13 protein-coding genes and 1 tRNA gene are annotated in these 14298 nt (G+C 33.4%); 9 read left to right on the top strand and 5 right to left on the bottom strand.

Going from position 1 to position 14298, the window contains the following annotated elements:
• Nucleotides 1-325: 325 nt before the first annotated feature.
• The 5 genes from thrA to ribD all read left to right on the top strand — a co-directional run bounded on the left by thrA (nt 326) and on the right by ribD (nt 6946).
• Nucleotides 326-2782, top strand: coding sequence for a bifunctional aspartate kinase/homoserine dehydrogenase I (gene thrA, locus A9G38_RS06030; RefSeq protein WP_034914097.1), 2457 nt, complete (start codon nt 326-328; stop codon nt 2780-2782).
• On the top strand, nt 2783-3721 hold the full coding sequence (gene thrB / locus A9G38_RS06035; RefSeq protein WP_034914092.1) for a homoserine kinase: 939 nt from the start codon (nt 2783-2785) through the stop codon (nt 3719-3721).
• A gap of 110 nt (nt 3722-3831) precedes the next feature.
• Nucleotides 3832-5121, top strand: a complete 1290-nt coding sequence (thrC, locus tag A9G38_RS06040) for a threonine synthase (RefSeq protein ID WP_034914088.1) — start codon at nt 3832-3834, stop codon at nt 5119-5121.
• Nucleotides 5122-5354: 233 nt separating this feature from the next.
• Nucleotides 5355-5807, top strand: coding sequence for a transcriptional regulator NrdR (gene nrdR, locus A9G38_RS06045; RefSeq protein ID WP_034914085.1), 453 nt, complete (start codon nt 5355-5357; stop codon nt 5805-5807).
• An 8-nt stretch (nt 5808-5815) separates the two neighbouring features.
• The gene (gene ribD / locus A9G38_RS06050; protein ID WP_034914082.1) at nt 5816-6946 is read left to right on the top strand and encodes a bifunctional diaminohydroxyphosphoribosylaminopyrimidine deaminase/5-amino-6-(5-phosphoribosylamino)uracil reductase RibD; all 1131 of its coding nucleotides are present in this window, start codon (nt 5816-5818) and stop codon (nt 6944-6946) included.
• Nucleotides 6947-7606: 660 nt separating this feature from the next.
• Here the strand turns inward: ribD and A9G38_RS06055 are convergent.
• Nucleotides 7607-8365 carry a M48 family metallopeptidase gene (locus tag A9G38_RS06055; RefSeq protein ID WP_034914078.1) on the bottom strand — a complete coding sequence of 253 codons (759 nt, stop codon included), beginning with the start codon at nt 8363-8365 and terminating at the stop codon, nt 7607-7609.
• 152 nt (nt 8366-8517) lie between these two features.
• On the opposite strand from A9G38_RS06055, the gene queA reads away from it, so the two are divergent.
• The gene (queA, locus tag A9G38_RS06060) at nt 8518-9558 is read left to right on the top strand and encodes a tRNA preQ1(34) S-adenosylmethionine ribosyltransferase-isomerase QueA (RefSeq protein ID WP_034914073.1); all 1041 of its coding nucleotides are present in this window, start codon (nt 8518-8520) and stop codon (nt 9556-9558) included.
• A gap of 79 nt (nt 9559-9637) precedes the next feature.
• Here queA and A9G38_RS06065 read toward each other — a convergent pair whose 3' ends face one another.
• Complete coding sequence (locus tag A9G38_RS06065) at nt 9638-10312, bottom strand: M48 family metalloprotease (protein ID WP_034914069.1); 675 nt, start codon at nt 10310-10312, stop codon at nt 9638-9640.
• A 137-nt stretch (nt 10313-10449) separates the two neighbouring features.
• Here A9G38_RS06065 and tgt point away from each other — a divergent pair, with 137 nt between their 5' ends.
• Together tgt and A9G38_RS06075 are read left to right on the top strand one after the other, a co-directional pair.
• Nucleotides 10450-11586 carry a tRNA guanosine(34) transglycosylase Tgt gene (gene tgt / locus A9G38_RS06070; protein ID WP_034914066.1) on the top strand — a complete coding sequence of 379 codons (1137 nt, stop codon included), beginning with the start codon at nt 10450-10452 and terminating at the stop codon, nt 11584-11586.
• A gap of 72 nt (nt 11587-11658) precedes the next feature.
• Nucleotides 11659-11735, top strand: a tRNA-Pro gene (locus A9G38_RS06075).
• 284 nt (nt 11736-12019) lie between these two features.
• Here A9G38_RS06075 and A9G38_RS06080 read toward each other — a convergent pair.
• From A9G38_RS06080 to A9G38_RS06090, 3 genes are all read right to left on the bottom strand, one after another.
• Nucleotides 12020-12571, bottom strand: a complete 552-nt coding sequence (locus A9G38_RS06080) for a hypothetical protein (protein ID WP_034915795.1) — start codon at nt 12569-12571, stop codon at nt 12020-12022.
• Between the two features lie 19 nt (nt 12572-12590).
• Nucleotides 12591-12884, bottom strand: coding sequence for a hypothetical protein (locus A9G38_RS06085; RefSeq protein WP_034915791.1), 294 nt, complete (start codon nt 12882-12884; stop codon nt 12591-12593).
• A gap of 76 nt (nt 12885-12960) precedes the next feature.
• On the bottom strand, nt 12961-13254 hold the full coding sequence (locus tag A9G38_RS06090) for a DUF4190 domain-containing protein (protein WP_065623175.1): 294 nt from the start codon (nt 13252-13254) through the stop codon (nt 12961-12963).
• Nucleotides 13255-14038: 784 nt separating this feature from the next.
• Between A9G38_RS06090 and A9G38_RS06095 the strand changes: the two genes are divergently transcribed.
• Nucleotides 14039-14298, top strand: a 260-nt coding sequence (locus A9G38_RS06095; protein WP_065623177.1) for a transposase, incomplete at its 3' end; no start/stop codon positions are given.

A 14298-nucleotide genomic window follows, 5' to 3' on the forward strand; every position in this document is an offset into this window, starting at 1 on the left:
TGTTGGGCTGTTTTGTTTTTAGTTTAATTAAATATTTTTTAGGGAAAATCATGATAATTTTAGTTAGTATGACAGGAATTATTAGCACCTTAGGTACTATTATGCGATCTAGGGCGGGTTGATTTTTTCAATAAATATTAAAAAACCCGCCCCCTAAAGGCGGGTTTTTATTTTGCATGGAAATAAAGAAGTTAACCTGTGCAAAAAATTAAAAATAGAATTAGCATGATAAGACTACAAGATTTTTGATACCTATAAATAAGTTCTAAAAACTATAATTATAGATAGTAATGGGCATAAACTAAGATAATAAGTAAGGTGTGATATGAAAGTTTTAAAATTTGGAGGAACATCTGTTGCTAACGCAGAACGCTTTTTGCGAGTTGCAGAAATTATTGAAAATAATGCTAAACAAGAGCAAATCGCTACTGTTTTATCGGCACCTGCTAAAATTACCAACCATTTAGTAGCCATGGTTGAAAAAACGGTTGCTGGGCAAGATATCAAAAGTAACATTTATGATGCTGAAAAGATATTTGCAGATCTATTAGCAGGTCTTGCAAAAGCTCAACCTAATTTTGCTTATGAAGAGATGAAGCATTTTGCTCTTAATGAATTAAATCATGTTAAGCAATTACTTGAGGGTATCCGTTTACTCGGTCAATGTCCTGATAGTATCAATGCATCAATTATTTGTCGTGGAGAAAAGCTATCAATTGCTATTATGCAAGAACTTCTCAAAGCAAGAGGCCATACGATCACGGTAATAGATCCTGTTGCTATGCTTATTGCAGAAGGTGATTATTTAGAATCGACTGTTGATATACCTGAATCAACTCATCGAATTGCTGAAATGCACATTCCACAAGACAATTTTATTCTAATGCCTGGTTTTACTGCCGGTAATGAAAAAGGTGAATTAGTTGTGCTTGGACGAAATGGTTCTGATTATTCTGCAGCCGTATTAGCAGCTTGTTTAAGAGCAAATAGCTGTGAAATATGGACCGATGTTGATGGAGTTTATACTTGTGATCCCCGTATTGTACCAGATGCCAAATTACTAAAAACAATGTCTTATCAAGAGGCGATGGAACTTTCATATTTTGGAGCAAAAGTGCTTCATCCAAGAACTATTTTACCTATTGCCCAATTTCAGATTCCTTGTTTAATCAAAAATACAAATAATCCTGATGCGCCAGGCACATTAATTGGTGCTAATATTGTTGACTCAACCACACCTGTGAAAGGTATTACCAATTTAAATAACATGGCAATGATCAATGTTTCAGGTCCTGGATTAAAAGGTATGGTTGGTATGTCGGCACGTGTTTTTTCTGCGATGTCTTATGCTGGCATTTCAGTTGTACTTATTACTCAATCATCATCTGAATACAGCATTAGTTTTTGTGTGCCACAAACAGAACTTTATCGTGCAGAAGAAGCTTTAAGTGATGAATTTTTCTTAGAATTAAAAGATGGATTACTTGAACCGATCGAGGTGATTGAAAGGCTTGCTATTATCTCTGTAGTAGGTGATGGCATGCGAACCTTACGTGGTTTATCAGCTAATTTCTTTACAGCATTAGCCAGAGCTAATATTAATATTGTTGCTATAGCACAAGGTTCATCTGAACGCTCAATTTCAGTTGTAGTTGATAATGATGTTGCTGTAATGGGCGTTCGTGTTGCGCATCAGATGTTATTTGGTACTGATAAAATGCTTGATGTCTTTGTTATTGGTGTTGGTGGGGTTGGTGGTGCGCTTGTCGACCAAATCGGACGTCAACAGAAATGGCTTAAAAACAAACAGATTGATTTGCGAGTATGTGGTTTGTTTAATTCTAAACACAGCATAACCAATAGAGACGGTATTGATCTTAGTAATTGGCGTGATCAAATCAAACAGAGTGATACTAAATATTCATTAGATAGTATTATTGAGTTTGCCAAATCTAATCGATTACTTAATCCGATTCTCGTTGATTGTACTTCTAGTAGCGAAGTATCTGACAAATACGCTGATTTTTTAGCTAATGGCTTTCACGTCGTTACACCAAATAAAAAAGCAAATACTAGCTCAATGGCCTACTATTTACGCTTACGCCAAGAAGCTGCAAAAAGTAAGCGTAAATTCCAATATGATACCAATGTAGGGGCTGGGTTACCGGTAATTGAAAATCTTCAAAATCTACTTAATGCAGGTGATGAGTTAATCAAGTTTTCGGGAATTCTATCTGGATCGCTTTCTTTTATATTTGGTAAACTTGACGAAGGCATGTCACTATCTGAAGCAACTAAATTGGCTAAAGAGAAAGGTTTTACTGAACCTGATCCTCGAGACGATCTATCTGGAACCGATGTAGCTAGAAAGTTACTTATTTTAGCTAGAGAATCAGGTTTACAATTAGAATTGGATCAAATCAATGTCGAGTCCGTATTACCTCTTGAATATGCACAAGGTAGCATTGATGATTTCATGGCTAAATTACCGCAGTTAGATGCACAGTTTAAAGCAAAATCTGAACAAGCAGCAAAAGAAGGTAAAGTTCTACGTTATGTGGGTAGCATAGAAAACCATCAATGCAGTGTTAGAATTGAAGCTGTCGATAGCGAAGATCCTCTTTATAAAGTCAAAAATGGCGAAAATGCCTTAGCTTTTTATACTCGTTATTATCAACCTATTCCTCTTGTATTACGTGGTTATGGTGCTGGTAATGATGTTACTGCAGCAGGTGTTTTTGCTGATATTTTACGTACAACATCAGGTAAAATTGGAGGTTAAATGAGTCATAAATCTTTAACTGTTTATGCGCCTGCATCAATGGCTAATATTAGTGTTGGTTTTGATATATTGGGCGCAGCAATTAGCCCGATTAGTGGTGCTATGCTTGGCGACTGTATTACAGTTAAATCTGCTAACGAATTTTCCCTTACTAGCAAAGGTCAATTTGTCAAAAAGCTACCACGTGATCCAAAATGTAATATTGTATTTCAATGTTGGCAGCGATTTTGTCAAGCAATGGGTAAAACTTTACCTGTTAGTATGACTCTTGAAAAAAATATGCCAATTGGCTCTGGTTTAGGTTCAAGTGCGTGCTCAGTAGTTGGTGCATTGGTTGCATTAAATGAGTTTTTTGATAAACCTTTTAATGAATTTGAAATGTTATCCATGATGGGAGAACTTGAAGGTCGTATTTCGGGCAGTGTGCATTATGATAATGTTGCGCCATGCTATTTAGGTGGGATGCAACTTATTCTTAATGAGATGGGTATTATTAGTGAGTCGATTCCGCATTTTGATGATTGGTATTGGGTGATGGCTTATCCAGGTATAAAGGTATCAACGGCTGAAGCACGTGCAATTTTACCTGCTCAATATCAAAGGTCTGATTGTGTAGCACATGGTCGCTATGTGGGGGGATTTTTGCATGCTTGTTATACCAAACAACCTAAGCTGGCTGCCACAATGCTTTTTGATAATATTGCTGAGCCTTATCGTAAACAATTATTACCTAATTTTGATGAAACTCAAAAACGGGTTAAGCAACTTGGTGCTTTGTCATCGGGTATTTCAGGTTCAGGGCCAACAATATTTGTGATTGCAGATAAACTTGAAACAGCTCAGCAAATTGAATTATTACTTAAAAAATATTATTTGCAAAATGATGAAGGTTTTACTCATATTTGTAAAATTGATACTCAAGGAACAAGAGTTATTTAATGTTTACTATAAAAAGTAGAGTTAAATATAACAAAATTGCCAACTATTATTCAACAAGTTGATATTACGAAGAGTGAAATATTACAGCATAAAGATAACCGGAAAATATTATGAAATTATATAACTTAAAAGATCATTCCCAGCAAGTTAGCTTTGCACAAGCAGTTCAACAAGGATTAGGAAGAGGGCAAGGTTTATTCTTTCCTCAACAATTACCTAAATTTTCATCATCCGAAATTGAGTCGTTATTAAAACTTGATTTTATTACTCGAAGTGCCAAGATCTTATCTGCTTTTATTGGTGATGAGATTAGCTGTGATGATATGCATAGACTTGTTAAAAATGCATTTCAATTCCCTGCTCCAGTAACTTCTGTGGAAGCAGACATTGGTTCATTAGAACTATATCATGGACCAACATTAGCATTTAAAGATTTTGGTGGACGCTTTATGGCGCAAGCTTTAGTGCAAGTCGCTGCTGACAAAAAAATTACTATTTTGACTGCTACTTCTGGCGATACTGGTGCGGCCGTTGCTCATGCGTTTTATCATTTACCAAATATTCGCGTCGTGATTTTATACCCAGAAGGTAAAATTAGTCCATTACAAGAAAAGTTATTTTGTACTTTAGGTGATAATATACATACAATTGCTATTCAAAGTGACTTTGATGCGTGTCAAGCCTTAGTTAAAAAAGCATTTGATGATGAAGATTTGAAAAAAACAATCGGTTTAAACTCCGCTAACTCAATTAATATTAGCCGATTATTAGCACAAATCTGTTACTATTTTGAAGCTTTTGCACAACTCACATCAACCCAACGTGAACAGCTGGTTATTTCTGTGCCGAGTGGCAATTTTGGTGACTTAACAGCAGGTCTACTTGCGAAAACAATGGGATTACCTATTAAACGCTTTATTGCCGCAACGAATGCCAATGATACAGTACCTCGTTATTTAGAAACCGGTAAATGGGAACCTCACACAACCATTGCAACATTATCGAATGCAATGGATGTAAGCCAACCAAATAACTGGCCACGTATCGAAGAGATTTATAAGCGTGAGGGATGGGATCTTAAATCACTCGGTCATGCTACTGTTTCGGATGAAGTTGCTAAGCAAACTGTTTGTGAACTTGATCAAAAAGGTTACTTATCTGAACCTCATGGTGCAATTGCTTATCGAGCACTGCGTGATCAGTTACAAGAGGGTGAATATGGACTATTTTTAGGTACGGCACATCCTGCTAAATTTAAAGAAGTGGTTGAAGATATTTTAGGTAAATCAGTTCCATTGCCTAAAGAGTTAGCAGAGCGAGCTGATATGACATTGCTTTCTCATTGTATGCCTGATGATTTTGCTAAATTAAGAGATTTTCTCATTAAATTAAATTGGTAAGTTTTTTATGCCACCAAATAGGTGGCTAATTTTTGAATGTTTGGTGAATCTTCATCATCATATATTTTAATACTATCAATGATAAAACTAACATTTAAGGTGAATAAACCATACCTATTTTTCTAGTATAATGATTAACGTCATAACAATTAACGTCATAACAATTAGACCCTTGTTTAAATCAAAATTTTCAGATATTGTAATGATTATTTTGTTGCCATAAGGATACATTTATGCACTGTCCTTTTTGTAATGCAGATGATACAAAGGTGATTGATTCACGTCTTATCGGTGAAGGATTTCAAGTCCGTCGTAGACGGCAATGTGTTGAATGTAATGAAAGATTTACTACATTTGAAGTTGCTGAATTAATTATGCCTAATGTCATTAAAAGCAATAAAGTTCGCGAACCATTCAATGAAGATAAATTACGCAATGGTATGAAAAGGGCTCTTGAAAAACGCCCAGTGAGTTTTGATGCCATTGAAGATGCGATTACACGTATAAAATCTAAACTAAGAGCAACAGGTGAACGTGAAGTCCCAGCAAAATTAATTGGTGACTATGTGATTGAAGAACTTAAAAATCTAGATAAAATTGCTTATATTCGTTTTGCTTCGGTTTATTTTAGTTTTGACGATATCGAACAATTTAGTAATGAAATTGCTAAGTTACAACAAAAATAATCAACAATATGACTGCAATTTGCAATAAAGATCACTTCTATATGCAACAAGCCATTGATTTGGCTAAGCTTGGTCGTTTTACAACAACACCAAATCCTAATGTTGGCTGTGTCATTGTTAAAGATGATCAAATAATTGGCAAAGGTTATCACCAAAAAGCTGGTGAGCCTCATGCCGAAGTTCATGCACTAAAAATGGCTGGTGATGAGGCAATCGGCGCAACAGCTTATGTGACATTAGAGCCTTGTAGTCATTTTGGTCGAACACCTCCTTGTGCTGATGCGCTTATTAAAGCTGGCATCATTCGTGTAGTAATTGCGATGCAAGATCCTAACCCTAATGTTGCAGGTAATGGTATTAAACGCTTAAAAGAAGCAGGAATAGATGTCACCATTGGCGTTTTAACTGAGCAAGCAGAAGCTATTAATAAAGGCTTTTTAAAACTCATGCGAACAGGTTTGCCTTATGTTCAACTTAAACTAGCCGCCTCATTAGATGGTAAAATAGCCATGGCATCTGGTGAAAGCAAATGGATAACATCAAATAAGGCAAGAGAAGATGTGCAACAGTTCCGAGCTCAAGCAAGCTGTATTTTAAGTACTCGTGCGACTGTGCAAGCTGATAATGCAAGTTTAACAGTTAGATATAACGAATTACCTGATGAAATAAAAAAAATCTACCTACCAGAAAAAATCCGGCAACCTATTCGTGTAATTATTGACAGTCAAGATCAGCTAATAGGTACTGAAAATATTTTCAATCAGCCAGGTGAAACATGGGTAGTACGAAAAAAAGATAACCTTATTGCAAAACAAAATACCAAATTAATTATAGAATCATCTAGTTGTAAACAAATAGATTTATCTAAATTGTTTGCATTATTAGCCGAAAAACAAATAAATTCGGTTTGGGTTGAAGCTGGTGCTCATCTGGCTGGAGCTCTAATAGAACAAGATTTAGTGGATGAATTAATTATTTATTATGCACCAAAATTACTTGGTCATAATGCGTTAGATATGTGTATATTGCCAAATCTGCAAAAGCTTTCATTAGCACCACAATTTCAATTTGAATCGATTGCTATGGTGGGCGATGATCTTCGAATTATTTTAAAAAGAAAATTACTTGCAACTTTGTAAAGGGTTAATAACTTTTTTCAGTAACATTCAAAACTAAAAATTTAATAGTAAGTTAGCCAGTATGTATCAAATAACAAGATTCGCCACACTTGATATCGATCTTTTTTTAATTTAGATGAGTATCGTATTATCGAAGACTTCGGTTATGCTGATATTTCAGGAATAGGAAAAGTCTGTGGTTATCAAATTCTCTTTTTTTATATTTCGGATAATGTTGAGGCATTATCAATTGATGAAGTTATAGACAACACTTTCTTATGTGATAAAGCAAATCAAATTTTAGATTTTCTTGGTTTTGACTTTAAAATTGGTCAGCCGTTTGAGTTAACCAATCAGTTTAATCATAATTATAGATTTAAAGATTATATATATGAAGATCACATGCGTTACTATTATGTTTTTGATAACATTTTGATTACTCTAGGTATTAATTTGGAAGGAATTTTGGTTTCATTTGAAATGGTTAACAATCAATGTATTATCAATAATCTCCTTGAAACTTTTAAATCTTAGCTTCGTCTTCAAATTTTATTTAAAACATTACTACCATTTAACTATTTAAGGGATGGTTACACTTAACTTATCTTATCTAATTTTATTTTATTGGTAACAAATAAAAAAAGCGCCATTAATAGCGCTTTTGATTAAAAATTACTGTGCTTATTTTTTAAGTTCAGCGATTTTTTTACGAATATTGTTAGCACGATCTGTTGAAGATGGATGGCTACTTAAGATTGAAGCGTCACCGCCACCTAATTTATCAAATGCAGTTGCAAGACCTACTGGATTAATTTTTTTCTTAACTAAGAAATCGAAAGAATAGTTATCCGCATCTTGTTCTTGTTTTTGTGAAAATTGAGAATTAATCACTGCTGATGCTAACGCACCTAAGCTAGATTTTGATAAAGAAGCAATTTTTGCATTACCAGAAGCAGCTGCTGCATCACGTGCTATTTCAGTTGCATAAGCAACTTGTATTGCTTTTTTACTATGACCTAAAGCTACGTGACCTAATTCGTGACCTAAAACACCTTGAATTTCGTTATCAGTCATCATATCCATTAAACCACTATATACACGAACACAACCATTAGCCATTGCCCATGCGTTGACATCTTTTGTAATGTATACTTTATAGTTAATTGGTGTTCCGTTTAGATTATTACCAAGTGTTTTAGCGATTTTATTTAATCGTTTAGTATAAGCGCTTTTTGCTGGAGCAATTTTTGATTGAGCATCCATTTCAGCGCATGATTGTTGACTTAATGCTTTAACATCATTATCACTTAGAGTAGCAGCTTGCAAACTTTTCATGCCAAGACTAGTTAAGTCATCTGCGCTCATATTTTTACAACCAGCGAGTGACATTGCAGCAACTAAAGGTAGTGCAACTAACAATGTTTTTTGATGTTTATTCATACTCTTTTCCTTATATTAATATAAATGTCAAATGCCTAATTTCTTTAGACAATTGAAATTTTAACGTAACTTTTATAATAATCAACAAATAATTGCTTGATTAGACAATATCAGGGCTTTAGACTAATGCTTCATTTTTGAGGAACACGATTATGCAACTATCCGATTTTGATTTTTATCTTCCTAAAGAGCTAATTGCCAAACATCCTTCAAAAAACAGAAGTGCATGCCGACTTTTATCTCTTGATAGCCATACAGGTAAAGTTGAAGATAATGTATTTACTGATATTATCGATAAAATCAATCCGGGTGATTTACTTATTTTCAACAATACTAAAGTTATTCCTGCTCGCTTATATGGAAAAAAAGCTTCAGGTGGAAAAATTGAAATATTAATTGAAAGAATATTAGATAATAACCGAGCCTTAGCGCATATTAGAGCTTCAAAATCACCCAAAGCAGGTACTGAACTAATATTAGGTGAAAATGACCCTATTAAGGTTACCATGCTAACACGCCACGATGCTTTATTTGAATTGCAATTTCCTGACGATGTGCTTAGTGTTTTAAATAAGATAGGTCATATTCCATTACCGCCATATATTGATCGCCCAGATAATGAACAAGATCGTGAAGTTTATCAAACAGTGTATAGTAAAGTACCAGGAGCCGTTGCTGCACCCACGGCGGGTCTTCATTTCGATAAACCTTTATTAGAAAAACTAAAACAGAAAGGCGTTGAAATGGCATTTGTCACTCTACATGTTGGAGCAGGAACATTCCAACCAGTTAGGGTTGAAAACATTGAAACCCATATTATGCACTCTGAATATGCTGAAGTGCCAGAAACTGTTGTGGAAGCGGTGTTAGCATGTAAAGCACGAAACAAAAAAGTTATCGCTGTGGGAACAACTTCTGTTCGAGCTTTAGAAAGTGCAGCACAAAAAACAGGAAAAATAGCCTCTTTTTTTGCCGATACCCAAATTTTTATTTATCCGGGGTATCAATTTAAGGTCATTGATTCACTCATAACTAATTTTCATTTACCTGAATCAACTTTGATTATGCTTGTTTCTGCCTTTGCTGGTTACGAAAACACCATGAAAGCTTACCAACATGCTGTTAAAGAAAACTATCGATTTTTTAGTTATGGTGATGCTATGTTTATTACAGCGGAAAGTAATAAATATTAAAAAATATCAAATAAATAGCCAATGTAATTTAGCTAGGTTCAAACTTTATTGGCAATATTAAGCTTATCTATATAAATACTTATTTATTGCCTAATTTATCTAAAATACGATCAATACGTTTTGTATTTGATGGATGCGATGTTTTTGTTTCTGAATGAATCGGCATTTTTTTTAACATAGTTACAAGCCCGATAGGGTTAATATTACTGCTCATTAATAATTCTAAGGCATAATGATCGGCTTCAAACTCATATTGTTGAGCAATCTCTTCTTTAATAAGAACTACTACCTCTTTATTAGTTATCCCAACATAAGGGGCTAGTTTAAATGATTTTATAGCATGCTTAAGCGCAATATGAGCTTGTTCATGAGCTAAAACTGCCTGTAATTCATTATCATTTAATAATTTTATTAACCCACTGTTTATGCGAATACAACCATTAGCAGTTGCCCATGCATTAGGATCAGTATTTAAATAAACTTTGTAATTTACTTCAATATCATTAATCTTTTTAGGCAACGTTGAAGTTAGTTTTTCAAGTTTTTGGGTAAGCCAACTACTTTCATTAGCAATAACAGATCGCTTATCTGAGTCAGCACACGCTTGTGCCCCAATAACCTCGATGTCTTGTTCAGATAAATGTTTAATTTTGTCTGATGTAATAATTAGCGCAACTTCATTATTGAAGTTTTGACAACCAACTAATAAACTAATTGAAAAACATAATATTAAAAATAAATTAATATGCTTCAAATGTCTTAAATCCTTTCAAATATTGTTTATTGATGACTAGCACGATAAACTAACACAGAAAATTAATGATACGGTGACGTATTATAACAATAATTTGCGCCAAACTGTTTATTTGGTCGCAAGAGGTTAACAAAAAAATGAAATTTGAACTAGACAATACCGATGGGCTTGCTCGTCGAGGACGTATGAAATTCGATCGTCGTGGAGTTGAATATACCGTTGAAACACCAGCATTTATGCCTGTTGGTACTTATGGCACGGTAAAAGGTATGACCCCTGAAGAGGTTACTGCAACTGGAGCTCAAATATTACTAGGCAATACATTCCATTTATGGTTAAGGCCTGGACAAGAAATCATGCGAAAACATGGTGATTTACATGATTTTATGCAGTGGCATGGTCCAATTTTGACCGATTCGGGAGGGTTTCAAGTCTTTAGTTTAGGTGATATCCGCAAAATCAAAGAGGAAGGTGTCTATTTCCGTAATCCAATTAATGGTGATTCGATTTTCTTATCACCTGAGGTTTCAATGGAAATTCAATATGATCTTGGTTCTGATATTGTAATGATTTTTGATGAATGTGCCCCGTTTCCTGCTGATTGGGATTATGTCAAAAAATCAATGGAAATGTCTTTACGTTGGGCTAAACGTAGCCGAAAGCGTTTTGATGAATTAGGCAACAAAAATGCACTCTTTGGTATTGTGCAAGGCGGAATACATCAAGAATTACGTGATATCTCAATTAAAGGATTGACCGAAATAGGCTTTGATGGCTACGCTGTTGGTGGATTAGCTGTTGGAGAGCCTAAAGCTGATATGCATCGCATTTTGGAGGGTACTTGCCCACAATTACCAGCCGATAAACCTCGTTACCTAATGGGCGTGGGTAAACCTGAAGATTTAGTTGAAGGTGTACGTCGAGGTATTGATATGTTTGACTGTGTGATGCCAACCCGTAATGCACGTAATGGTCACTTATTTGTCACAAATGGGGTGATTAAAATTCGTAATGCAAAATATAAAGACGACACTACTCCGCTTGATCCTCATTGTGATTGTTATACTTGCAAAAATTATACTAAATCATATCTTCATCATTTAGATAAGTGCGGTGAGATTTTAGGTGCACGTTTAAATACCATCCACAATTTACGTTATTATCAACGCTTAATGGCTGAAATTCGTGAGGCTGTTGCGAATAAACGTTACGAAGATTTTGTCATTGAATTTTATCAACGAATTGGTAAAACACCAGCACCTTTATCGAAATAAGGACATAGCAGATATAAATTTTTATCGTAGGTATTGACACTTTTTAGGAAGCGCAGTATTATGCGCTTCCAACGGCGAGTAGCGCAGCTTGGTAGCGCAACTGGTTTGGGACCAGTGGGTCGGAGGTTCGAATCCTCTCTCGCCGACCATTTTCCCTTTCAAAACCCTTTTTTAACATCATTAATACTCTAAAAAATAACATAATTACGTTATTTAATAAAAATAAAAAATTAAAGATAACTTATTGTAAAATAGGTGATTTTTTGTTTTATCAGAAGTGAAATTATTAAAGTATGTAATTTAAAAGAAAAAGAGTATTTATTAAATAAGCTTAAAATTAATGAAGAATATGATATACAACATATACAAAATAAAAAGGTAAAACTCCCAACAACTTTATAAAAAATAGGGAACTCCCTCTTTTTATTATTACTTATAAACCAATTATTTTCACTCTTGAATTAAAGAGACCGCAATTGTCATAAATTTCTTTATCTTTTGAGTGACATGAACTTTTTGTTTTTTCTGCATTTTTTTTCATTTGCTCATCTGTATCACCTGAAATTTTATAATATACTTTGTTAGTGTTAAAGTTAAATAGATAATTAAAATCATTATCAAGAATATTTTGATCATATGATGATTTTTTACCAACAATTTTCACTTTTACTTTTAAATCACCAACAAAGTATGAGTCACAAGTTAAATTAATTGAATCGTCAGATAATATTACTTTATTTATTTCTTCTTTTGAAACTGAGCAATTTTTCAATTCACGATCAATTATAAAAGATGGTTCTTGATTTTTACGAATTGAATAAGTATGATACTGATAGAATTTGTTATTTTTAAAATCATAAAGCATAGCCCATTCTTTTTGATCTTTTATTGCTTCTTTAGCAAATTTTACAAACTCATCATCACCACAACCAACCAACATTATGCTTAAAACACTAATACAAAAAAAACTAATTATTTTTTTCATTATTTAACCCCTTTCTTTTTTACTTAGCATTAATTAATTTGTAAGTAATGCCGTTTTTACAAACTTTTGTTGTATATTTACCATCAATATTTAAATTCATAGCAAGTGTCACAACATCAAGATTACAATTTTTGCTAATCTCATTCATAATATCCATATACCCTAAACCATTTAAATTTGGAGCCTGAGAATCAAAACCGCTTGCTGTTGCTTTACCTGTTTTTAAGTCATAAGTAATTGTATTTTTATCACCACAACCAACCAATATCATGCTTAAAATACTAATACAAAAAAAACTAATTATTTTTTTCATTCTATTACCCTACTCTCATTGCATTATTTATTTTGTGAATACTAATTCATTTTTAATTTCTTATAACATTTATTAATTAATGCATAAATGATAGTAATGTACTACCAATAACAATTAAAAATAAAAGCCAAATAGCAATACCAATAATTCCGCAAATAATTCCTGCTTTAGCAAACCCCAAACCGTCTTTTTGATTGTTTATTACATCATTTTTACCTATCACGCCTAGCACTATTGCTATAATCCCGACAACTATGTTAAACCCAGCCATCGGAAGTACTATTGAAATAATACCGCACACCAATGATGATATTGATAAGTAACTTGTTGCTTTTTTTGCTGTTCCATTTTTATCTCCATAAAAATTTATTAAAAGTAAAAATAAAGATTAAGTTAAAGAGGTTGACTATTGTATTATGATCGGTTTCACAGATCAATAAAATATATTATAATAGGTTTTATCTATCGCAATTAACCTTACTGATCGTTGGAATCTTTCAAAAATTTTTAAAAAGTAACAAGTTAAGTTAATTGCGTGTTTAATTTATATATTTTAATTAATCAATGGGATGGGCGAATGATATATAATGTTTTTCAATAATAAGGATAACGTGGATAATTACATTAGTTAGTTTTCTTATTTTTTCCATTTACAAAAAAAGCATATTAACATCGGCAGGTACGTTCATTTTTGATTTTGTTATTAATTTTATTTTAATTAGCGTTGTGGTATTTCTTTCTAAAAAGATTAAAAATAATTTAAAAAAGAACAAGCCAAATACTAGAGCTAATGCAACAACTTAAAATGGATGAACAAAAACTAAGAAGAATGGTAGCTAGCTGGCTAACAGCATAAAAATGCAGGAGGATTTAGGTAAATTAACGGGTTTTATGAATAAACAGGTAATTGAAACTGCATTAAATGAATAATTGACCGAGCATCCGTCACCTTTAACTTTAAAATACACAAAATTTAGGAAGAGGGCGTTTATAGCTTATGTTTTAAATTAACACTAAAAATAAGAATAAGGTTTAGGTATACGGCGTTTTTTCGGCGTTTTCTTTTTATATGCTTTGGGTGGATCGGCTACACTAAATCATACAACTTTTTTAAGGGGTAAGGTAAACTTATCACAACTAAAAAAGGAACAAATATGAATAAGATTAAACGCAAAAGACGAACATTCACAGATGATTTTAAACACCAAATGGTCAGTCTTTATCAACATGGTAAATCACGTAGTGAAATCGTTGCCGAATATGATTTGACACCATCAGCTTTGGACCGTTGGATAACGCAAGCAAGCCAAAGCGGCTCATTTAAAACAAAAGATAATCGCAGTCCACAAGAACAAGAGTTAATCGCATTGCGTAAAGAGCTTAAACAACTCCGTATGGAAAACGATATTTTAAA

The sequence above is a fragment of the Gilliamella sp. Imp1-1 genome (assembly GCF_001690415.1).
Classification (GTDB): Bacteria; Pseudomonadota; Gammaproteobacteria; order Enterobacterales; family Orbaceae; genus Gilliamella; species Gilliamella bombi.